The following is a 21,263-nucleotide window of genomic DNA, read 5'->3' on the forward strand; positions in this document are numbered from 1 at the left end:
GGAAAATAAAGAAGGCCCCCGCCCGGTTGCAGTTGAGTGCAAACCTGGGGGCCCCCTAACCTAATATATGGGCAGTGTCACGATGATCATAAGTAAAAAGATGATCATAATGTAATTAACGGAATAAAGAAACAGCAGCCTCGCCCATTTCAAGTCACTTTTTGCAAAAAAACCTTTAATCGCGATGGCCAGGAAACCGATATTCATGATGGTCGCCAGTCCGACGAATACCCAGCCAAGCGGCCATAAATAAAATGGCAGCGGCACAAGGCACAGGCTATAAATGAGGATTTGCCGCTTCGTGACAGCCATCCCGTGTACGACTGGCAGCATTGCCACCTTAGCAGCTTTGTACTCATCATGTTTCCTGATTGCAATTGCAAAGGTGTGTGGCATTTGCCAGAAAAACAGAATCAGAAACAGGATGATTGGGATCACCTGAAAACTCGAATCGAGTGCGCTCCAGCCAATCAGCGGCGGAACTGCACCGGAAATACTTCCAATTACTGTGTTCAATGTGTAGCGGCGCTTCGACCACATCGTATACAAAAGCACATATGTTACCCAGCCGACCAAGGCATAAAGTGTTGCTTCAAGCGAGACAAACAGAAGCATGGCCAGGCCGATCACGGACAAGACAAGCCCGGTAATAAGAACGGCTCGAAGCGAAAAACGCCCCGTTACCGTTGGCCGTTTCTTCGTCCGCTCCATAATCCGATCAATGTCAACATCGTACCAGTTATTAAGCACAAGCGCCCCCGCCATCACAAGCGTACTCCCCACAACCGTCAGCAAAAACACATCCAAGTGTGCCAAGAACGAAAACCCATTCCACCACACCGCCAACCAAAACCCACTAAACACCGGCAGCACATTCGCCACCAAAACCGAACCCTTAAACAACAGCTTAATGTCATTTAACATTTGGGGTCAGACCCCTTTCGTGGACATTCTGCCTCTCAAACCCGCATTCTTAGGGGGTGTGTCCTTCTGTAGTGGACAATATGAGGCTAACAAATCCGTACTTGTTTTAGCTCTATTAACTAATATGTTGGTCTTTTTTGCAAGCAAGATGCCCGCCGGTAAGATTCTCAACATGCAGGCGGGCTGATTCGTTCTGTTATTATAATTTTTCCGCAAGGTTTTTAAACACATGCAAAATATGTTCCGAAATAAAAAGACACCTATTAACTGCTAAAGGAAGAATATAGAAGGGAGAGGACTTTCAGTGAATTCAAGATCAATTGTTGGAGTGTTAACATAGTGGATGTAGTTTGCAGTTTGTGGTTCGGGGAAGTAACCCAAAATTCTGTCAGTCTTTACATAAGGAGAACTCTCCAAACCGGCATATGTCCGATAGCTGCTCCATTCATACTCTTCCAGACTCATGACCATAGCGGCCTTCAACGGATTACGATGGATATACCTGCTCAGGTCCACCTCATAGTCCACAGAATCGACTAATTCCGAACCGTAGCGCTTGTCAAACACATGCCCGGCATAATCATACTTCTTGTTAAAATACGCTGCATACAAGGAGTTCAAGTATTGCATAATCTTCCATGGCGGGTCATTTATTGTCTCAATTTGCAAATGAACATGGTTCGTCATCAAACAAAAGGCATGAAGCACAAAATGGTACTTTTTTCTCGCTTTTTCCAACAGGCACAAAAACTTCAGATAATCCTCCTCATCAAAAAATAACATCTCTTTCCGAATTCCTCTGCTAGTCAAATGAAAGATCGCTCCAGGATACCAGCTTCGTCTTTTTCGCGGCAAAATCCATACCTCCTAAAAATAGAAATAAAAAACATAAAAAACCGGGCTAGTAAAGGGAACCCTTAATAGTGTGGGGGGTCTTAATCTCACTTTTGATTGGATTGCCAGTCCCGCAAAGCCCGATTGGTTTCCTAATGCTTAATTCCAGTGAAAATCATAGTATACGCCAGTCGGTTTTTAGAGCTAGTTAGCCTCTTGGGTGACCTCCCGCCTTAAATCGAAATCAACTAAATCGATTGTATAAGAGAAAAATAGAGTAATAGAAGAAACAGCGCGAAGAAAAAATAGAAGGACCTTAACTTTGAAGAATCAGAAGAATTAGTAGAAGAAAAAATCCGCGGATACATCCAAACCCGTACCTTTTACAAATTCCACCAACCAGCACGAAACTCCTCCTTCCCAACAACAAAAATTCCTCGAACAACTCATTAAACACCCCCGCCTCCCGCACACCTGTCCACCTGAAAAAGACAAAAGAGTAAGAAAGTCCACGGGAGGGGTCTGACCCCTAAAAAGTTTATCCCCTTATCCTAAGGGGAACGTGTTATGTATGGGGCATGTTCGTGGAAATGGCATGCTTTGTAGGTCGTTAGTATGAAGGAGGAGGAACAATTATGGAGAAGCAAATTATCGGTGGTGTGTTTGAGAGCCAGGACGAAGCGGTTCGGGCGATTGAAACGCTGAAGGCGAAGGGTTTTGACCCGAACAACCTCTCTGTTTTTGCGAAAAGCAACGATGTTGTAGATGAAATCGAGGTACAGACTGACGTTGAACCAGTTGACAGTGAAGAAAATCCAACTAAAAAAATGGGTAAGGGCTTTGGGATCGGAGCCGGAACTGGCGGCGTCATCGGCGGAGTTACCGGGCTGATTGCTGAAATCGGACTGCTCGCAATCCCTGGAATCGGCCCGTTAGCCGCAGCTGGTCCATTGGCGGCAACTCTGACCGGAGCAGCAATCGGTGCAACTGGCGGAGGAATTGTCGGCGCCCTCACTGGGGCTGGCGTTTCCGAAACGGAAGCAAAGGAATACGAAAAATTCGTTAAAGAAGGCAATATTCTTATCTTCGCCGAAGTTGAAGAGCATCAGCGCCAAGAAATCCAGCAGGTCTTTACCGACGCTAAGTCGCTAAATAGGCATATGTATTTGTAGCAAATTAGGCCAGGCGGCTGCCTGGCCTTTACTTTTTTGAAAATCGGGCTACGCCCTCTTGCCAGCATCCAACCTAAACTGCACGAGACTATTGTTGAAGGAGGACACCATCTACATACAATCCGACAGTGCTTGAGACTTTTTCCACGGAAATTACGGTTTGGCCTGATTTCCCTGGATATTCATCCCCAACTTCGGAAAGTTCAGCCCCTTCCACTACTAGGTTTCCTAACCCAGATAGATAGAGCTGATCATTTTTCGCGAACAGAAATTCTTAATAAAGAACAACTAACTTTATTGTAAATTAAGCAATAGTTGAATGATGACCTTTTCGTTCGACAGCCGAGAATTTACAAACGACAAAAATTAAAAGTAAAAAAGCATTGACTACGGCCAATGCATAAAAAGTGAGGAGGTAGAAACGAACTGCTAAGGAACCTACTAATTGTCCCTCCCCACAAGTATAAATTAAACAATTGTTGAATAAAAGGATAATTAGCAGACAAAAATCGCAGTAAATACGCATTTTTTGTAGAAGGAAAGTTATTAAAATCACTGGCTTAATTTTGTAAGATGAAAACAAGAAAGATACATCACTTAACCAGGAGAACCTGATGACTACTACACTACGCAATTATATCTTTCTCATTTTTCTTCTCCCCAGTATTGGGGCTACAATCCTATACATTGACATTCCGAAAGAATTAGAATGGAATATCATTTTATTCCTGTTTATCATGGTCATTTTTGATCAAGTCAATCTCAAGGTATTTTCAGGCTTTGGTTATTCCTTCTTTAACGTGATCTTGTCCTTAATCATCTTTGACAGGTTTTCAATTGTATACGGCATCCTTTATCTCTTGTTGGATGCACTAGTATCAATCCTTATTCAAAAACGCGGACGCCTACACACCATCATTTCACTTACATCCATCTACCTTTTGATCATTATTTTTTGCAATGAAATCTATAATGAATATAGTGACAAGGATTATTTGGCTCGCTATTTAACGACTTTGGGTATGCTACTCCTAACCATTCTGTTAAAATATCTTTATGTATTCCTCGAAACTGGAATCGTGTCAACTAAGCTTTTTCTGGAAAGATTCGGTCCGATGGTATTCGAAGTGTTATTAATTTTTCCTATTCTTGCTTTCTTTGACCAGTTGATTGTAAATCTAGTCCTTTTGCTCTTTTTATCCTATTATACATTTATTGGTTATTTTCATAAGAAGCTGATTTCAATAAACCAGGCTCATATTGATGCAATTACTGAAAAAATTACATACAACTACAATATCAATGTTCTCTTCCTCGACTTAAAGGAAATAAAGGGCGTTTTTCATGCAGGAGAACGGCTTGTAGTCATTAATGAAAAACTTGATTATCCCGAGCAGTTACAGACACTTATACACGAATTGCTTCACTTTCATTTGAGAAAATATAACCTTCCAAAAAAAGGCGAAGAAGTTATCGTCACCTTTTGTGAAGCAATCATCAGCTGGTACTACATTGTAACGCTTAAAAATAGACAGTACGAATCTACTTAGGGAAGTGGGAAATCATATGTCAACGCCATTGGGGCAGGAATTGAGAAGACTTAGGCAGGAAAAGGGGTTAAGGTTGGAGGATGTGGCACACGGTACAGGTGTCTCCCTCCAATATTTAAGTATGATTGAAAAAGGAAATCGAAAATCTGTATCCTTTGAGATCATGGCGGATATTTCAAGATTTTATGGCGTTCCACTTGAGTATTTTACCGCTTTCATTAAGGAGGAAGACACAGCTCCATTAACAGATGTTGAAATTATGCTCTGGCAGGCCATTAACGAAAAGGTTCGTGATGATATTTACTACAAAAAAGGAAAATCCTTAAAACGCATCCTTGAAAAACTCTTTAAGTAAGAAAAGGTTTAAAAAAAGTAAAACATCCTTGACAGACAACCCTCCCTACCCTCATAATGACAATTAAACTCAGAAAATTCACACAATCTTACCTATATAGCAAAGCAATGATTAAGGCCAGTAAATGGAACATGGCGAAAGAGAGTGAAGCCCACCGGCTGAAAGGCTTCACCGTCCTCTGGAACATTGAACCTACCTTATGAGCTGCCAGGCAAACCTGGCCGCCCCTCCAGCGATACAGGAGTTGAGTAGCCAAATGTGTAAGTCCGGCCATTGTGCCGCACAACCAAGCATTTAGGCTAATAAAGGTGGTACCACGGAAGAATGGCCTTTCGTCCTTTGCGGATGAAAGGCCTTTTTGCATTTATTTTTACAAGAAAAGCGCAAGCGCCTTGACCAGCACCGTATGGACACCTCGAAAAAGCTATCACTTTTTCTTCGTGCGATGCTGATGCTGCCGAAGCCTTCCTTGTGGAGGGCCTCGAAGGAGTTAAAGGAAACACGGCGAGCGCTAGCGAATCGATGTTGACTTATCGTAACGAGGGGACCGAAGTACACTAGGCGCTAGGCGCTGGAGCTAGACATTAAAAAAGGAGGAGTTCCTATGAAAAAGCTAGTTTTAATCGGAGCTGGATCGATCGCGGAAGCGTTGATCTCAGGAATCATTGCAAATGGCCTGATTGAAAGCCGTAACATCTGGGTAACAAACAGAAGCGACGAGGAACGCCTCCATTTTCTCAGCAAGACCTATGGCGTCACGGTAACCTACGAAAAGCACGACTTATTTGCTAATGCTGACGCCGTGATTCTCGCCATGAAGCCAAAGGACGCCAAAGCCGGCTTGCCTCTTGTCCTGCCTTTTATAACTGATCAAATGCTGGTCATATCTGTCCTCGCCGGGCTTTCAACCGAAACCATAGAAACCATGGCAAACAAAAATTTTGCCATCGTCCGTGCCATGCCAAACACCTCCGCCGCTATCGGAAAATCAGCCACAGGACTCGCCCTAAACAGACACGTCACGTCTCAACAAGCCGAACAGGCAAAAAAACTGTTCGAAACTGTCGGCCTTGCCACCTTCGTTGAGGAAACCCAGTTGGATGCAGTCACTGGACTTTCAGGCAGCGGGCCTGCTTACATCTATTATCTCGTCGAGGCGATGGAAAACTCTGCAGCCGAAATTGGCCTTGACCGTCAGTTAGCAAAAGACCTCATCGTCCAAACCTTGATAGGCGCTGCCCAAATGCTCAAGGAATCCGAAAAACCTCCGCGCCAGCTCAGGCAGGAAGTCACAAGCCCTGGAGGCACAACCGAAGCAGGCATCAGCGTCCTTGAAAACCATCACGTCCACGAAAGCCTGATTAACTGCATTAAGGAAGCCACTGCCCAATCCCGGAAACTCGGACAAATGATCAGCAGTGATATCCAGGATAATCCAAAAATTTTTACTACTTAACCAAAATGGGCCAACGCCCTCAGTTCGGCAACTCATTCCAAAAACGGATGCTTTTTCGCCCCACCCATACTAAAAAGCCTAAGGGAGTGGAACTGTCCACTCCCTACGCACAAAATCATTAAAATGTCCACGACAGGGGTCTGACCCCCTATTTAATCCTCGTCATTATAAATGTGTTGTCACCGTAGGTGCTGTATTGGTCTCCCCGTTTTGCTTTTTCTACGGGGATTTTATAGGCGCGGTCGGCAATGATCCAGTCGATTTTATCATCTGCGGCGATGGTAATTTTCATGTTGAGCTTTTCTGTCTGTCCGGCGACGTAGGTCATCAGGAACGGTTTATCCTTTGGAAATTTTTTCTGAGGAAGGTCGACGTTTTTACCATTGACTTCAAGCGATGATACGGTAAGCCCTGTCATCGACTTGACCATGATTTCTTCAGCCGCACTGCCTGATGAAATTTCATATTCCAGCTCACGTAAACCATTTTTCACTTCATCGGCCACAACCTTGACTTCAGGGCCTTTCAACCCAAACATTTCAGCCTTAGCAAAGGAACTGTTAGGCCAGTTCAGTATCGGAAAGATTTCATTCACATTCCCTTTCTGCACGTCTCCATTCACATAGTGTGAAGAATATTCATCCAGTGAATGGCGAGCCACCCAGTACGCCTCCCCCTTATCTGAATCCATCAAATACGTGATGTCACTAGCCTTTGGATGTTCTTCAGTAGGCTGGGACACGACGCTCACAGTATTGACCCCAACCACAACCAGGCCAGTCACCAACAGCAAAGCCGGAACTGCACCTCCACCCTGCCTGACACTAAGCAGCAACCCCTGAATCCGTCTGTCGTCCCTCCCAACGCCTGAAACTCCACCAAGCAAACCAAACACTGGCACCAGCAAGGCTCCCAGCAGTGAGACCAACACCATCAGCACACTGACCAAATTAATTGAAACGAGCATATGCACCAAATAGATGACCGGAACAACAATCAGGAAGGCCGGAACAGCTGCCACCGCCGCGACCACCATGCTCTTCCAAGTAAACTTCTTTAACCAGAACACCACGTTCATCCCAACCAGAGCGAATAGAAGCGGCCAGACGAACACATAGCTTCCCGCTTTCAAAAACAAGCTTGTCGCGATAGCAAAGACTAGCCAAACCAGCAAAGCTCCCATCGCCAAGCTGCCCAATTTCATCCTCTTCCCTGCCCTTGCATATACAAAGCCGAGGAAGGCAAACACAATTAACGAAAACCCAACGAGATATATTTTTCCAAACAAAACGTCCGTACCCATCAGCCACGCCATATCTGAAAATAAAGCAGTCATCAACTTCCAGCCACCAAGCCCCATCAGGAACGCCCCGGCTATCACGCCAAGCTGAACGGCAAAGCCGCCAACCGTACCTTTAACCGATAGCAAACCGCGATTTGAACCATGCACCATAGTTAGAACATACAGCGCAACCACAACCAGCATCAATTGGAATACCATTGACTCCGGATAGGTAGCCATCACCCCGCCCACAAGATTGAAGAACACTTGATTTCCTTTCCGGTCCTCTCCAAGATCCAACTCGCCGAAATGCCTTACAAGACTCAGCATATACTCTCCGTGATGCTGAAGGCTATCCTTATCAAGCTCCTCAAGGCTGTCACTCGTCGTATGGTAGTGGCTGACCCCTTCACCAAACGCGAAATTCATCCCAGCAAGTCCCGCCTCTTTGAAAATCGAAAGGTCGGTATCATTCGGCAGCATCTTATATAGGCTATAAATAAAAGAATGTGCAACCGGCGATGGCGCGGCCTCGGCAAACTCCTTCACAAGCCAGCTGTTGTTGTCGCTCGTTTCAAACATGAATGATGGTCCTTCATTCCCGCGCGCTTCGAAATTCAAGACGAGCCCGACCTCATCGGCCCATGGGTGCTCCCCGACAAAAGCCTTAGCCCCAAGCATCCCGTTTTCTTCGCCGTCTGTTAAAAGAATGATCACATCATTCGCCAAAGGTCCCTCTTCTTTTAAAATTCTGACCGTTTCAAGAATCGCCGCCACACCTGCCCCGTCATCCGAAACACCTGGACTCCCTGGCACTGAATCGTAATGAGCGGCAAGCATAATCGCCTTAGACGAGTCCTTCCCATCAATCCGCGCGACAATATTCTCAACCGTTCCGCCCGTGACAAAGCCTTTTGGCATGTGGACTACAGCTGTTTTTTGCACCTCGGGCTCCAATCCAAAGCCTTCGAGCGTCTCAACCAAATAATCACGGACCCTGTCATGTTCCTTAGACCCAAGCGGATGCGGCCGAACCGCAAACTCCTCCACATATGAAAACGCCCTGTCTGCCGAAAACTCACCAGCATCATCCGTCACCTCAACTGCTTCGGGCGTCCTCAGCTGCAAAAAACTCGCCGCTATCGCACCAATCAAAATCAGCGCAACAAGTAAATATGTTAAAAAGGGCTTCCCTGCTTTGCCCTCTTTCCCCTTCACTTCCATGTTCACTACAGTCTTCATCATCCATCCCCCTAGGAAACTTTGTAGCTTCATTATCGGGCATGGCTGGTCACACCAAACAGTGAACTTAGTCATAAAGCTGGTCATATGACTTTTTATGACTATTAAAGGAGAATGCCACAACGTGCCGAATTAGTAAGAAGGTCCTATTTTTACAAAAAGAAGGAATTGTTCATGGATAAAAAAACCGAAGCCCATTGGGTCTATAAAACCGCACAGCTCATCCGAATTATCTGGTTCCTGTTCCACCTCGTGCTTTTGCCTGTATTCATGGAATCGTCCCCATCATTATGGATTGTGCTGCCCTTGTTCTTTGCAGCTTTCCTACTCCCACAATGGCCTGGAAAAAGAAAGGCCGATTTCAGTTTTTCCTATCATCCAGTCCTTGAACTAGTTTTCAGCGGCTTATTCCTAATTGTTGGTTGCTATTTTCTCGGTGAAGTTTCGTCCTTTCTCGCCTATCCAGCCCTTTGTGCAGGGATTTACAGCACTTCTGGCAAAAAAAGAGCCTGGCTTTGGGCTGCATTTTCGATAGTGCCCTTCTTGGCTGTGCTTGCCGTCGGACTTGATCACTTCGGGATGGGCGTCATTGAAGGGGTATTCTTTTACGGTATCGGGATTGCAATTGCAAAGGTGCTAGAAACTGAGCGAAGGGCGAATAGTTTATTAGAAGAAAACCGCCGGCAGAACCAGCTTTTGGAGGAATACGCGAAGCAGATCGAAAAAATCACCCTGCTGGAGGAACGGAACAGGCTAGCGCGGGACCTTCATGACACAGTCGGCCATACCTTTACCTCGGTCATAATGGGACTGGATGCCGCATCGTACCTGATTGAAACCTCACCGGCTAAAGCAAAAGAACAGGTTGAACGGCTCGGGGATGTCATGCGCCAATCACTGGGTGAAATACGGACCCATATCCACCAGATTGCCCCCGCCGGAGAACCCGAAGAACTGGCGGCACAGCTAAAAAGAGTCACCAGCCAATTCGTCCTGCACACCAACATCCAAGTTGATTTCGAGCATACAGTAAAGGGTCCTGCCACCGCGTCCTTGAATATGACACTGACGCTGACCCGCTGCCTGCAGGAGTCGCTTACAAATGCAGTTCGCCATGGTGGAGCAACATTGATTCTAGTCGCTCTCAATGAAGATCAGTCGAGGGTCACACTCACTATTAAGGACAACGGCACCGGCATGGATACTGTAGGTTTTGGATTCGGGTTAAATGGAATGAAAGAGCGGATCGACGCGCTCAATGGAGAATTTAAAATTGAGTCGGGGCCAGGATCGGGAACTAAGGTCACCTGCTTAGTACCCATTTTAAAGAGGAGGATGGAAAATGATTAAAGTGCTAATCGCCGATGATCAGGAATTGATTCGTGAGAGCCTTTCGATTGTCCTCGGCGGGGAGGTGGATTTTGATATTGTCGGCACGTGCGGTAACGGAAAAGTTGCCATTGACCAAGTTCAGCTGCATGCTCCGGACATTGTTTTGATGGACATTAATATGCCCGAAATGGACGGAGTTTCGGCGACGCGGAAAATTAAAGAAGATTTCCCTAAGGTAAAAGTGATCATGCTGACAACATTCCAGGAGCTCGACACCGTCCGGGATGCACTCGCAGCGGGAGCTGAAGGATATCTTCTGAAAGCCGTTCATCCCAAAGACTTAGCCGCTGGCATTCGCCTCGTCCACCACGGCGGCACACTCATCACCCAGGAAGTGGCCAAACAGCTAATCTCCGAATGGATCAACCCGGTAAGGAATCAGGAGCCTCAGGGGTCTGTCCCCGGAACCATCCAGCAGGGGTTTGACCCCAGAATCAAAGCCCAACCGGGAACGACTCACCCCGTAAAACCGGAGTCATACGGCCTGACAGATCGCGAAACCGAAATCCTGCAACATCTCGCCAAGGGCTCAACAAACAAAGAAATCGCCCGGAAACTATACTTAACCGAAGGCACAGTCAAAAACTACATCTCCAGCATCTACTCAAAAATGCAAGTCACCAGCCGCCCCAAAGCCATATACAAAGCAAAAGAGGATGGCATCATATAGGGGGGAGGGGTAAGGGTCAGACCCCTCCTGTGGACTTCCGACCCGCTTTGTCCGTTTGGAGTGGACGTCACGTTTTTTTCTATCGAACACCAAGAAGAGGTTAGCGGTTCTAGGATTGATTGCACAGAGTTTGATGCCGCCTAATTTTTGTCATCGCCTTCTATGCTATTTCTCTCAAAACCCTCAACCCTTTTGCACAGCAACATTAATTCCCTGCCTTTGCTCAACTGGTGAGGAGAGGACGATTAACGTCGATGATTTACCGTATTTCATTGTCTGGTCAATGAAGGCTTCAAGTGTGCTAACGTCCTGTGTGACAACCTTGACCAGGTAGCTGTATTGCCCGGCAAGACGGTGGCATTCAGCGACATCGGGATACCCTTCGCAAAATTGGACGAATTGCTTGCATTTATCTGTATCAAACAGGACAAACGCAGTAATGTGCTTACCTAATTTCTTTTGATTTATGGAAGCCGAATAACCGGCAATAACCCCTCGGTCCTCAAGTTTCTTCACACGTTCTGTCACTGACGGCGCTGTCAGGCCAATTGCTTTTCCAAGCTCCGTCATCGGTACCCTCGCATTTTCGGCCAACCTTTGTAAAATCAACCCATCGATTTCGTCCATGAAAACCCCTCTTTCAACTTAAAGGTAAATCCCAAATAATTCATAAGAAATTAATGTAAATAATTAGTTCCACCTTAATTATCCGATGTATCCGGAATCGAATCAATTGTAAAATTCATTTATTAAGCCAAAGGGGGATCTTTAACGATGGTTCAAACTACACTGGAGCAAAATGTACCGCTGATTATCATTGATGTACAGAAATTTTTCCATAATCCAAGGTGGGGCAAGCGGAACAACCCGCATGCAGAAGAAAACATGCTCAGGCTTCTTGCAGCATGGCGCGAAACCGGAAGACCGGTCATCCACATTCACCACATATCGGAAACCCCAGAGAGTACCTGGTCAGATTACGAAAAAGCAATGCGTGAGCCAAAAACTGGGTTCGATCCGCTCCCACACGAACCTATTCTTCGCAAAACCGTCAACAGCTCCTTCATCGGGACCAACCTCGAGCAAAGGCTTAGGGATATGGGAGCACAAAACGTGATCATCGTTGGGCTTACAACAAACCATTGCGTAGAAACTACAACCCGAATGGCCGGCAATCTTGGTTTCAGTCCTTACTTGGTCACTGATGCCACAGCCACCTTCGACCGTCTTGGCCCGGATGGAAAGCTATTTCCCGCACAAATGATTCATGATATGACCATGGCAAATTTGCATGACGAGTTTGCGACTATCATCACCACAGTTGAAATTTTGGAAAAACTAAAAACGGTTCAGCCTAATTAAAACAACTAGGGAGAGGCAGTACGCTTCTCCCCTTTCTATTAATCACAAATTCATCCCACCAGAAAAAATACCTTAGAAGATCTTTTGGAGAGCCTAAACCAAGTGCTCAAACGTTCTTGTTGGCAGGAATCCGTAATCCCTCATTAATAATACTGTTTGGCACAGCGACTCCCCTGAGGCCCCATGTACTCGCGGACATCGCCGTCACCCCGGAAGTACTCTTTTTTTCAAACCTATTTAGAAAATTGGCCTCCACCATCAAAAATCCTATTTAAAAATGGCAACTCACCTACGCCTCCAATTTAATAGTAGCTACAGAAAACCAATGAATTTAATCGGACAAATTGTCAAGAGAAAATAAGGAAATTTGTCGCTTTCCTAACCATTATGTGAATAATTTGTAGATAATGTAAAATATTGTAGAATTAGCAAAAAATAAGGATTAAAATTTTAGTAGGTTTTTATTTTACAAAAGTGTTTGGAGGGATGAAAAACAGCTAGATGGTAACGTCTCATGTCAATTTTTTTAGGTAGGTTAATTAAGCTTTAGAGAAAAAAGAGAAGGCCAGAGTTAAATCTGAAAAGATGTACACTCACCTGGCCAAGGATTCCTAGAGGAGGGAAAATCTTGAGATTTTTCAAACAAAAGTGGATAGTTCTTACTGTATTATTCGGCCTGCTATCAGGTACCGTGGCCCCAACCATTCAGGTAGCATTAGCCGAAACAAGCTATATTACTGTTGCTAAGGCAATTGCCGACTACAAAGCTGGCGATGCTTCAGAAAAAACAGTTAGAGGTTACATCGTTGGTTCCTCTGTTTCTGGCAGCATCAGGACACCCAAAAGTGATTTAAACATTTTGATTGCAGACAGTACAACAGAAACAGCAAAGGGAAATATTATTTATATAAAATTAAAAGGTGTTAATGCTTCAGCATTCGGTTTAGTTTCACACCCTGAAAACAAAGGCAAACTTGTTGAAGTAACCGGTACTTTCAGTGCTACTGGCATTGATGCTTTTACTGCTATAGACGGTTTAACAGTTATTAAATTTGCAACTCCTGAGGAGCCTGTATCTCCTGAAGAACCTGTGACTCCGGAAGAGCCTGTGACTCCGGAAGAGCCTGTAACTCCAGAAGAGCCTGTGACTCCTGAAGAGCCTGTAACTCCTGAAGAGCCTGTGACTCCTGAAGAGCCTGTAACTCCAGAAGATCCCGGTACTCCAACTGATCCTGGTACGACTGAACCTATTACTGTTGCTAAAGCCATTGCCAATTACAAAGCTGGCGATGCTACAGAAAAAACCATCAGAGGATACATCGTTGGTTCCTCTGTTTCGGGCAATATCAGGACACCAAAAAGTGATTCAAACATTTTGATTGCAGACAGTGCAACAGAAACAGCAAAGGGAAATATTATTTTTATAAAATTAATAGGTGATAATGCTTCAGCATTCGGTTTAGTTTCACACCCTGAAAACAAAGGCAAACTTGTTGAAGTAACCGGTACTTTCAGTGCTACTGGTATTGATGCTTTCACTGCTATAGACGGTTTAACAGTTATTAAATTTGCAACTCCTGAGGAGCCTGCATCTCCTGAAGATCCTGGAACACCGGAAGAGCCTGTGACTCCTGAAGAACCTGTAACTCCAGAAGATCCCGGTACTCCAACTGATCCTGGTACTCCAACCGATCCTGGTACTCCAACCGATCCTGGTACTCCAACCGATCCTGGAACACCTACTGATCCTGGTACTCCAACCGATCCTGGAACGCCTACCGATCCTGGTACTCCAGTTGATCCTGGAACACCTACCGATCCTGGAACACCTACCGATCCTGGTACTCCAGCTGATCCTGGAACGCCAACTGACCCAGGCACAACCGATCCAGGCACTGGCGAAGAACCTGGTACTGGCGAAGAACCTACCACTGGTGAAGAACCTACCACTGGCGAAGAGCCGACTACTGGCGAAGAACCTACCACTGGTGAAGAACCTACCACTGGCGAAGAACCTACCACTGGTGAAGAACCTACCACTGGTGAAGAACCTACTACTGGTGAAGAACCTACTACTGGTGAAAAACCTACTACTGGTGAAGAACCTACTACTGGCGAAGAACCAGCAACTGATGATGAAACTGTCACTCCTGATGATGAAGCTATAACAAATGATGAAGAAACTACAGATGAGACTGCAACACCAGCAGAAGAGGAAACAAACAGCAAAGAAACTAATGAACTTCCAGACACCGCAACAAATGCTAACAACTATATGATGCTAGGTGCATTAATGATTACTGCTGGTCTTCTGATTGCTATTAGAACTAGGAAAATTAGATTCTAACAATCAACCATCCCAATTCTTCGGAATAGGGATGGTTTTTCATTTTTTTACACCTTTTGACAAAAATATAAATTTCTCCATAATACTATAGTCACGACTTCAATTTTTTGGTATTCTAGTAGAAGCCTTTTAACTAATTTTGGAGGATACAACCTTGAGAACTGAAAAAAAGAAAAAGAAACGCTGGCTTAAATTCACCCTTGTCACTTTATTAGTTTTAGCATTAGCGGTAGGAACATATGCCTTTACAGTATATAGATCATTAAACGCTGCAGTTGATGATATGCATCTGCCAATTAACCGCGACAAATCACCAAAACGGACTGAACAAGTAACACTAACTAAAAAAGAACCTTTTTCTATCCTGGTTCTCGGTGTTGACGAGCGTCAAGGTGACCGTGGCCGCTCCGATACAATGATCGTCCTGACCGTAAACCCTAACCAGAATTCTGTTAAAATGCTAAGTATCCCCCGTGATACTCGTGCTGAAATTGTTGGCAGAGGAACAGAGGATAAACTAAATCACGCCTATGCCTTCGGCGGTGTGGAAATGTCAATGGACAGTATTGAGCAATTTCTTGATATTCCGATTGATTATTATGCTCAAATAAATATGGAAGGGTTCAAGGATATCGTTGATGCTGTAGGTGGAGTAACAGTCATGAATTCATTCGAATTCTCCTCCGATGGTGAAACTTTCCCGAAAGGCCAAATCACGCTAGATGGAGACTCCGCGCTAAAATATGCAAGAATGAGATACGAGGACCCACGAGGAGACTTCGGCCGTCAGAACAGACAGCGCGATATTATCCAGGCGGTAATTAAGGAAGGTGCGTCCCTTTCTTCCCTAACTAACTATGGCGATATTTTCGGAGCACTAGGTAAAAACGTTCGTACCAACCTCCAGTTTGAACAAATGATGGATATCCAGAAAAATTACCGATCTGTCGTCGGTGATGTTCAGCAGATGGAAATCAAAGGCGGCGGCAAATTAATCAATAAGATTTATTACTATCTGGTTCCTGAGGAAGAACATGCCCGAATACAGACCGAACTGAAACAGCACCTCGAAATAAACTAAATTTTGAACAAGCGGCTATTAATGAATAGCCGCTTGTTTGTTATATATTTGTCTTTACTTGGCATTTCGCCAACCAACTCAATAATATGTATGACCGAAAAGGTTTAAACTCGCATTTTCATCTTCCTTTCTTTGTTCTGAATTTTTCACTTTCAGAAACGCTGCCAAATTCAAAGTAATATGGTTTAATTCTCTAAGAAAATCAGACTGCTTCTTAAAATTTACAGCTTCCCGCTCTCTCCGCTAAAAAAACGAAACCTCCAGCCAAAGTAAACCGTCTATTAATGTAAAACCATGCAAGAAGGCGAGCGACATGAAAAAGTATAAATCTACAAAGTCCGATTGGATCGTGAGGAGTTTATATGCCTTGAACATAGCCATCATTCTCATTCTCGGTCTAGCTATCTGGCTTTTCTACAATAAACCCGAATACATCAAAACCATCGCAAACCTCTTCTAACCCTGTGGCCTAACAACGCAAAATAAAGCAAAACAAAAAGCAAGCCCCTTTCACTAACTTAATCCCAAACAAAAAGAGGCATCCCACCGGACATCTCTTAATAATAGAAACAACCATCCACCCTGTCCATACTACACGGACACTTCTAACAAAATTTCCACAACAGGGGTCTGACCCCTATTTAACCCCTATACTACAATTTCAATGTGCTTCCGCTGTCGAGCATGAAGGTGTCGAATTGCTGGAAGTTTTTGAATTGGAGGGTGTTGCCGAATGCGCCAAGGATGTTGTCGAGGTCGAAGGATACTTGGTTGACGTTGCCTGAGAGTAAGCCTTCTTCCATTTCAATAAAGTATTGGCGGAACATGACATAGCGGTCTGCAAAGTGCTGCTGGATGATTCGTTCCATTTCCAGCCTTTCTGCTTTCATCCGTTCATATGCTTGTTCATAAATTGCCTGCAATCGCTGCTGTTTTTCAAAATCGAGGCTGCCAATCAGGCTCTTTGCTGCCTGATAAAGCTGGGTGCCGACCATGTAGCCGACCATACTTCCAATCAAGGGACCAGCGATAGCACCGATCTTAGCACCCATTGCTGCTCCGCCGGCAGTACCTACTCCCGGCAGCAAAAACGTACCGATCAATCCGCCAATTGCCGCACCCGCTGATACCCCAACTACTTCACCAAGAACCGTTCCGGCTTCGGCACAAACGATCCCGGTTCCTTTTTCGCCAAGCTCACTGAACAGCTCGGCAGCACCAAGTTCCCCGTCCATGTATTTTTTCAGGGATTTTCCGGTCTCAACAGTTGCAGTTACAAACAAAGCGGGTCCCCGGGCACTATTGGCAAAAGCCTTCAACGCCTGCGATCCCAACTTTTCCCCGGCCTGCTTCGCCCCCGCCTTAACGAGTGAACCGGTCGCTTTTACCCCATAGCTCATCGCAGTTCCCTTGGCTGTATCAATTGCTGTATCGACCACCGCCTTGCCAAGTTCCTTTTCACCCTTCACGACAAGAGTAATATTCTGGGCACCTGAGACACCTGCACTAAGGATTGCAGCTTTATCGAGCCCTTTCATCCCTGCTTCATGTGCATCAAGCAAAGTATCCTTCCCGACCACCTTATAGCGGGAAAAATTGTTTTTGCTGGCGTCAATTGCTTCATCATACTTACGATCCAGCCCTTTTACGGTTTTAGCAGTATGCCGATAATTCCTCGACTGCTGCATCTTCGCCTCGTACTCCTGGAGATTTCCATTCCGCTTGGCTTCCAGAGCCTGTTTTTTCAAAAGATTTGCTTGCTGCTGTGCGAAATCCCTAATCTGGTCAACCTGCTCGGGCGGGGCATACTTGGCATTATTTTTGTTGTAACGAGTTTCACTTAATGCCTCTGCCGTCTTTTTATAATCGTTATAGTACTTTGTTTGGGCACGCTCAATCACCTTGCCAGACCCATCCTTAATAAGCGAGTCAGTAGCGGGGTCTGTCTTAGAGCCTGACAGCTCCATCCGCTTATCAGATCCGCTGAGAATCTGTTTCCTGTTGTAATCCCGTACGCCCATATTTTCGGCAGCATCTCCGTGCTTTTGGAGCGGGCTGCCCTGAAGCTTGTCACGATCCAACTTTTCAAAAAGCTTAAAGTTTTCTTCAATAACCTGGCTGTATAGATTAATCTGGTCACTGGCCGAAACCGCAATGCCGATATTCACAGCGGAGTCCTGCCTGGCCCTTGTTTCATTTTCTCCGAAATACCCTTTTAAAAAGGTATCAATGCCATCCTTCTGCACTGTAAGCTCTTTTGTACTCATTAGCGTGCCTCCAGCAGGCTCTGCGTTTGTTCCAAAACCGCTTTTGACTCGGAAGTTGTCGCGCCGGTTGGACTGACAATTGAAACATCAAGCAGCTTCTTGGCGGCTTCAGCAAATTGGACAGCAAGGAACACCTGCTCACGCTGCTTTTGGTTGTATGAGCCATAATCCGTACCAGCAGCGGAAATATTTTTGTTCATCTCATGAATCGCGAGCCTGAATAATTGATTCAGGGTATTCATGACCGAAGCAAGCTCATCCGCTCTTTTTCCAATCAATTTCAGCTTCATTTCTTTCTTTTTAACCTTTTCAGCCTCGACCTTCAGCTTTGAAAAATTAGCTTTCGCCTCATCGATCGCATATTGAAGCCTAACCCCTTTAATCACGCTGCCAACCAAATAAGCACCACCAAGCACAGAACCAAGCACTGCTCCCTTGATTGCCTCTGTCCTCTCATCCCTTACACGATAGGCTGTCGCATTGTTCTCAAAATCGAGCGACAGTGTTTCCAGCATATGTACCTTTTCCATCAAGGCAGTATTATTTGAAAGCTCAACGTTCTTAATTTTGCGGAAGCTTTGGACAAACTCGTTCAATGTCGTTTCAAAAATTTCATTTTTCAATAAAATATAGCGGTCGAGCTTTTCTTCAGTTTTAATTTGTGTCCTTCGGTAACTGTCTTCGGTATTTCTGGCCAATTCCTCAGCTTTATAGTTAATGGAATTTAGCTCATCTTCATAATCGTTATTAACAGATTTGGCAGCTGCACCGATGATACTCCCAACACCTATAACAGCAGCTGCAGCTAAAAACGGCAGTGGCATTTTGTTTCCCCCATATATTTACTTATCTGGAATTCGGACTCTACGATCGCCTGGAACTCTGACTTAAAGCTCGTCCCGAATCCGGACTTTATGATCGCCTGCAATCCTAACTTTTAGCTCGTCCGGAATCCCCGCATGTTCCTGAAGAATCCTGCAGGCTTTCAGGTTCTCTTTTATAAAAAAGTCCCATTGAAACTTGTCCTTGTAAAAGTTTTCAAACATAAAATCGACCCGGCATATGCCTGGTCTCCCGTCATAAATGGAGCAAAGGTTATCAATCAGATGAACACAGACGCCGTCCCCCCGGTCATACTCTTTCAGTTCCTCAATATGACGGATATTCTGGCAGCAGAGACCACATGAATTACATGGAAACGACGGTTCCACGGGTCAATTCATATCCTTTTCTATAAACATTGTTAAACTCCACGAGCCATGCTTTAACGTTTTCGTAAAATTCCACTGTGAAACCAAATGCTTCCCTTAATTCATTAATCATTTGTTTTTGCCCGTCATCATAGTCCCCATCAACAAAAGCAATCGCAATTGCCTCGACAAATGTAATCCGTCGTGATGTTTCGGATGAAAATGCGGGAATCATCTCCTTTAAGGTCAACCTCTTGAAATCAAAACTGGCAACCTCCACACCCATTTCCTGTTCATAGGCATGCAGAAGCTGCTGTTCAGCCTCATCTATGATTCCATTCGAGTTCGCAATTAAATGCGCCAACTCCAAAAACGTTTGTTTCTCCTCAGCTGTCAACTCATTCAAAAACATCGTCATCCATCCTTATATGTAATGTAGCGAGACTGGAAATTCCCCCAAAATTCCCCGTCCCTTATTACCATTTAACCATAAAAAAAGACTATTTTTATCATTAAATTGAAAATTTATCCTTCCGAAATAGTTCTTTTCTACTATAATCACGAACTAACTCTATCCTGCATGGTTAATATCCCAGTTGGGCAGTTTAACAATAGTAACCGAAAGGTAAAGGTTAATTGAGGTGATAAGAATGGCTGAAACCCAAACACTTACTGACTTTTTGTCAAAAGCGGAAGATGCAAAAGGGCAAGCAACGTTATTTTTGAACGAAAGCGAAATCCCTAAAGAAGGAACCCCCCTCGGAGATGAGGACAGCACTGCAGGTGACTCCCTGCACATAAAAGTGGAGCTCGTTCTTGATACAGGATCTGAAAAACACACGTTCACCAAGGAATACAGAGACGACCTTATGTATGAGGAAGACATGAAGCTTATCACTGAACTTCGGGAAAAGATGTCATTCGTGAACGGAAATCCTTAGGTGTAAACGAAAAACCACCCAGTTCGACCGGGTGGTTTCTTCTATTCTAATCTTTATGATCGTACGCCAGCCATTTCGATCCACTTTTATAAAAATAAATCGTCGAGGTAAAATTCCCTCTCATTTCATTAACGTGGTACTGGGAAACCGCGAGATATTCCCTGCCATTTTTCACATAGTTGCTGATGGTTGGTTTCTTCGGTTCATAGTCCAACTCCCAATCAATCGGGTAAATCGCCAGACCCCAAATTTCCGTTTCAATCACATGGAAGAGAGGGGTGCCGGATTTATCCTTCCCAGCTGTCCGGAATTGCTGCTTAAAGTACCTGTCTGTAAACCCCTTCGTAAATGCAGGCGCCATAATTGAGTAAATCTTTGCCTTTGTATAATTCCGCTCCCACGTCACCCTTTGGATACTGATAGCCCGATCGGTGATTTTCTTCGCTGTTGCTGCAGACATCTTTTTGTAAAATCTCAAGTAGTTATCGCTCACATACGCTTTCTTCGACTTATACTTGATTTGCGCCCAGCCATTTTTGATAAAATAAACAGTTACTTTTGTTTTGTTTTTTAGCGTGCCAATAACCTTATACTTCGTTCCCGGGCCACTTCGCACATTCAACAGGCCGCTCTTCACATCGATGACACCTGTCGTTGCTGCCGCCTCAACACGATTGAACGGGACAAAGATTCCAATGGCCAGCATAAAAGCCACCAACCATTTAATAAGTTTACTCCCCACCATTCCCGGACCCTTCCCTACAAGCTCCATCCAGCATCCCTTCCCTTATGGAAATCATTTCTATTTAACTCATACTCTCTGTTTGCCTTTGATATACCGCATATGAAAAAATATAAATAAATTTATGGAGTTTTTTTCCACTTTTGAAATTATAATAGACATAAGTAAAGGGGGAAATTTCATGGGGGAAGAGGAAAACACGTGGGCTCTGCTAGTAAGATTTCTGGCAGGCACGATTTTAACCCTGGCAATTGTCGTCGGTTTTTACCTGGCGATAGAGGAAACACCCTATAACTATATTACCAATACCTCAAAAAACTTCGCTTGGAAAAAATTCCTTACCTATGCTGCAGGCGGAACCTTTAGCTTTATCATTTTGTATGCTATTGCAGAGATGATATCAATCCTTCACGATATTCGGAAAAAGCTTTATAAATAGAAAAGGTGCGCACACTA

Annotated in this window: 21 protein-coding genes and 1 pseudogene; 11 read left to right on the plus strand and 11 right to left on the minus strand. The window is 44.6% G+C overall.

The window, feature by feature from the left end; all coding sequences use genetic code 11:
• Positions 1-60: 60 nt before the first annotated feature.
• Both cyoE and TY16_RS06240 read right to left on the minus strand, forming a co-directional pair.
• Positions 61-924, minus strand: coding sequence for a heme o synthase (gene cyoE / locus TY16_RS06235; protein ID WP_043930953.1), 864 nt, complete (start codon positions 922-924; stop codon positions 61-63).
• A gap of 270 nt (positions 925-1,194) precedes the next feature.
• Positions 1,195-1,779, minus strand: coding sequence for a transposase (locus TY16_RS06240; protein ID WP_043930955.1), 585 nt, complete (start codon positions 1,777-1,779; stop codon positions 1,195-1,197).
• 614 nt (positions 1,780-2,393) lie between these two features.
• Between TY16_RS06240 and TY16_RS06245 the strand changes: the two genes are divergently transcribed.
• On the plus strand, positions 2,394-2,930 hold the full coding sequence (locus TY16_RS06245; RefSeq protein ID WP_043930956.1) for a general stress protein: 537 nt from the start codon (positions 2,394-2,396) through the stop codon (positions 2,928-2,930).
• Between the two features lie 88 nt (positions 2,931-3,018).
• On the opposite strand, the gene TY16_RS27055 is transcribed toward TY16_RS06245, so the two are convergent.
• A complete protein-coding gene (locus TY16_RS27055; RefSeq protein ID WP_269320273.1) occupies positions 3,019-3,147 on the minus strand; it encodes a hypothetical protein in 129 nt (42 codons plus the stop codon).
• Between the two features lie 397 nt (positions 3,148-3,544).
• Here TY16_RS27055 and TY16_RS06250 point away from each other — a divergent pair, with 397 nt between their 5' ends.
• The 3 genes from TY16_RS06250 to proC all read left to right on the plus strand — a co-directional run bounded on the left by TY16_RS06250 (position 3,545) and on the right by proC (position 6,291).
• Entirely contained in the window at positions 3,545-4,480 is a 936-nt protein-coding gene (locus TY16_RS06250; RefSeq protein WP_043930958.1) for an ImmA/IrrE family metallo-endopeptidase, read from the plus strand.
• A 16-nt stretch (positions 4,481-4,496) separates the two neighbouring features.
• Entirely contained in the window at positions 4,497-4,835 is a 339-nt protein-coding gene (locus TY16_RS25100) for a helix-turn-helix domain-containing protein (RefSeq protein ID WP_052342618.1), read from the plus strand.
• Positions 4,836-5,439: 604 nt separating this feature from the next.
• The gene (gene proC, locus TY16_RS06260; RefSeq protein ID WP_043930960.1) at positions 5,440-6,291 is read left to right on the plus strand and encodes a pyrroline-5-carboxylate reductase; all 852 of its coding nucleotides are present in this window, start codon (positions 5,440-5,442) and stop codon (positions 6,289-6,291) included.
• A gap of 148 nt (positions 6,292-6,439) precedes the next feature.
• On the opposite strand, the gene TY16_RS06265 is transcribed toward proC, so the two are convergent.
• On the minus strand, positions 6,440-8,815 hold the full coding sequence (locus TY16_RS06265; RefSeq protein ID WP_043930961.1) for a M20/M25/M40 family metallo-hydrolase: 2,376 nt from the start codon (positions 8,813-8,815) through the stop codon (positions 6,440-6,442).
• 174 nt (positions 8,816-8,989) lie between these two features.
• Between TY16_RS06265 and TY16_RS06270 the strand changes: the two genes are divergently transcribed.
• Entirely contained in the window at positions 8,990-10,165 is a 1,176-nt protein-coding gene (locus TY16_RS06270; protein WP_197028366.1) for a sensor histidine kinase, read from the plus strand.
• Entirely contained in the window at positions 10,158-10,877 is a 720-nt protein-coding gene (locus TY16_RS06275; protein WP_043930963.1) for a response regulator transcription factor, read from the plus strand. Before TY16_RS06270 ends, TY16_RS06275 begins: the two co-directional genes overlap by 8 nt.
• A gap of 183 nt (positions 10,878-11,060) precedes the next feature.
• Here TY16_RS06275 and TY16_RS06280 read toward each other — a convergent pair whose 3' ends face one another.
• On the minus strand, positions 11,061-11,504 hold the full coding sequence (locus TY16_RS06280; protein WP_043930964.1) for an Lrp/AsnC family transcriptional regulator: 444 nt from the start codon (positions 11,502-11,504) through the stop codon (positions 11,061-11,063).
• Between the two features lie 147 nt (positions 11,505-11,651).
• Between TY16_RS06280 and TY16_RS06285 the strand changes: the two genes are divergently transcribed.
• The 3 genes from TY16_RS06285 to tagU all read left to right on the plus strand — a co-directional run bounded on the left by TY16_RS06285 (position 11,652) and on the right by tagU (position 15,667).
• Positions 11,652-12,239 (plus strand): cysteine hydrolase family protein, encoded by a 588-nt coding sequence (locus TY16_RS06285; protein WP_043930965.1) that lies wholly within the window; start codon positions 11,652-11,654, stop codon positions 12,237-12,239.
• Between the two features lie 628 nt (positions 12,240-12,867).
• A complete protein-coding gene (locus tag TY16_RS26840; RefSeq protein ID WP_155922160.1) occupies positions 12,868-14,586 on the plus strand; it encodes a DUF6359 domain-containing protein in 1,719 nt (572 codons plus the stop codon).
• Between the two features lie 154 nt (positions 14,587-14,740).
• Positions 14,741-15,667, plus strand: a complete 927-nt coding sequence (tagU, locus tag TY16_RS06300; RefSeq protein WP_043930966.1) for a polyisoprenyl-teichoic acid--peptidoglycan teichoic acid transferase TagU — start codon at positions 14,741-14,743, stop codon at positions 15,665-15,667.
• Positions 15,668-16,320: 653 nt separating this feature from the next.
• On the opposite strand, the gene TY16_RS06305 is transcribed toward tagU, so the two are convergent.
• The 5 genes and pseudogenes from TY16_RS06305 to TY16_RS06320 all read right to left on the minus strand — a co-directional run bounded on the left by TY16_RS06305 (position 16,321) and on the right by TY16_RS06320 (position 19,536).
• Positions 16,321-17,934 (minus strand): hypothetical protein, encoded by a 1,614-nt coding sequence (locus TY16_RS06305; RefSeq protein WP_043930968.1) that lies wholly within the window; start codon positions 17,932-17,934, stop codon positions 16,321-16,323.
• Positions 17,934-18,758, minus strand: a complete 825-nt coding sequence (locus TY16_RS06310) for a hypothetical protein (protein WP_043930969.1) — start codon at positions 18,756-18,758, stop codon at positions 17,934-17,936. The genes TY16_RS06305 and TY16_RS06310 overlap by 1 nt, the downstream gene beginning before the upstream one ends.
• Before the next feature lie 63 nt (positions 18,759-18,821).
• Positions 18,822-18,980, minus strand: coding sequence for a hypothetical protein (locus tag TY16_RS26845; protein ID WP_231505570.1), 159 nt, complete (start codon positions 18,978-18,980; stop codon positions 18,822-18,824).
• A gap of 54 nt (positions 18,981-19,034) precedes the next feature.
• Positions 19,035-19,145: pseudogene (locus TY16_RS27255) on the minus strand (hypothetical protein); the annotation flags it as partial.
• On the minus strand, positions 19,123-19,536 hold the full coding sequence (locus tag TY16_RS06320; RefSeq protein ID WP_043930972.1) for a TerB family tellurite resistance protein: 414 nt from the start codon (positions 19,534-19,536) through the stop codon (positions 19,123-19,125). The gene TY16_RS06320 and the pseudogene TY16_RS27255, both read right to left, overlap by 23 nt.
• 238 nt (positions 19,537-19,774) lie before the next feature.
• Between TY16_RS06320 and TY16_RS06325 the strand changes: the two genes are divergently transcribed.
• Positions 19,775-20,065 (plus strand): hypothetical protein, encoded by a 291-nt coding sequence (locus tag TY16_RS06325; protein WP_043930974.1) that lies wholly within the window; start codon positions 19,775-19,777, stop codon positions 20,063-20,065.
• Positions 20,066-20,111: 46 nt separating this feature from the next.
• On the opposite strand, the gene TY16_RS06330 is transcribed toward TY16_RS06325, so the two are convergent.
• Positions 20,112-20,837, minus strand: a complete 726-nt coding sequence (locus TY16_RS06330; protein ID WP_043930975.1) for an SH3 domain-containing protein — start codon at positions 20,835-20,837, stop codon at positions 20,112-20,114.
• A gap of 151 nt (positions 20,838-20,988) precedes the next feature.
• On the opposite strand from TY16_RS06330, the gene TY16_RS06335 reads away from it, so the two are divergent.
• Positions 20,989-21,246 (plus strand): hypothetical protein, encoded by a 258-nt coding sequence (locus TY16_RS06335; RefSeq protein ID WP_043930976.1) that lies wholly within the window; start codon positions 20,989-20,991, stop codon positions 21,244-21,246.
• Positions 21,247-21,263: the final 17 nt, after the last annotated feature.

The sequence above is a fragment of the Bacillus sp. EB01 genome (assembly GCF_000613125.1).
GTDB lineage: Bacteria > Bacillota > Bacilli > Bacillales > Cytobacillaceae > Bacillus_D.

Coding starts and splice junctions, on each gene's coding strand:
- cyoE (WP_043930953.1), bottom strand. CDS start 924: ATGTTAAATGACATTAAGCTGTTGTTTAAGGGTTCGGTTTTGGTGGCG.
- TY16_RS06245 (WP_043930956.1), top strand. CDS start 2,394: ATGGAGAAGCAAATTATCGGTGGTGTGTTTGAGAGCCAGGACGAAGCG.
- TY16_RS06250 (WP_043930958.1), top strand. CDS start 3,545: ATGACTACTACACTACGCAATTATATCTTTCTCATTTTTCTTCTCCCC.
- TY16_RS25100 (WP_052342618.1), top strand. CDS start 4,497: ATGTCAACGCCATTGGGGCAGGAATTGAGAAGACTTAGGCAGGAAAAG.
- proC (WP_043930960.1), top strand. CDS start 5,440: ATGAAAAAGCTAGTTTTAATCGGAGCTGGATCGATCGCGGAAGCGTTG.
- TY16_RS06265 (WP_043930961.1), bottom strand. CDS start 8,815: ATGAAGACTGTAGTGAACATGGAAGTGAAGGGGAAAGAGGGCAAAGCA.
- TY16_RS06270 (WP_197028366.1), top strand. CDS start 8,990: ATGGATAAAAAAACCGAAGCCCATTGGGTCTATAAAACCGCACAGCTC.
- TY16_RS06275 (WP_043930963.1), top strand. CDS start 10,158: ATGATTAAAGTGCTAATCGCCGATGATCAGGAATTGATTCGTGAGAGC.
- TY16_RS06280 (WP_043930964.1), bottom strand. CDS start 11,504: ATGGACGAAATCGATGGGTTGATTTTACAAAGGTTGGCCGAAAATGCG.
- TY16_RS06285 (WP_043930965.1), top strand. CDS start 11,652: ATGGTTCAAACTACACTGGAGCAAAATGTACCGCTGATTATCATTGAT.
- TY16_RS06305 (WP_043930968.1), bottom strand. CDS start 17,934: ATGAGTACAAAAGAGCTTACAGTGCAGAAGGATGGCATTGATACCTTT.
- TY16_RS06310 (WP_043930969.1), bottom strand. CDS start 18,758: ATGCCACTGCCGTTTTTAGCTGCAGCTGCTGTTATAGGTGTTGGGAGT.
- TY16_RS26845 (WP_231505570.1), bottom strand. CDS start 18,980: ATGTTTGAAAACTTTTACAAGGACAAGTTTCAATGGGACTTTTTTATA.
- TY16_RS06320 (WP_043930972.1), bottom strand. CDS start 19,536: ATGTTTTTGAATGAGTTGACAGCTGAGGAGAAACAAACGTTTTTGGAG.
- TY16_RS06325 (WP_043930974.1), top strand. CDS start 19,775: ATGGCTGAAACCCAAACACTTACTGACTTTTTGTCAAAAGCGGAAGAT.
- TY16_RS06330 (WP_043930975.1), bottom strand. CDS start 20,837: ATGGAGCTTGTAGGGAAGGGTCCGGGAATGGTGGGGAGTAAACTTATT.
- TY16_RS06335 (WP_043930976.1), top strand. CDS start 20,989: ATGGGGGAAGAGGAAAACACGTGGGCTCTGCTAGTAAGATTTCTGGCA.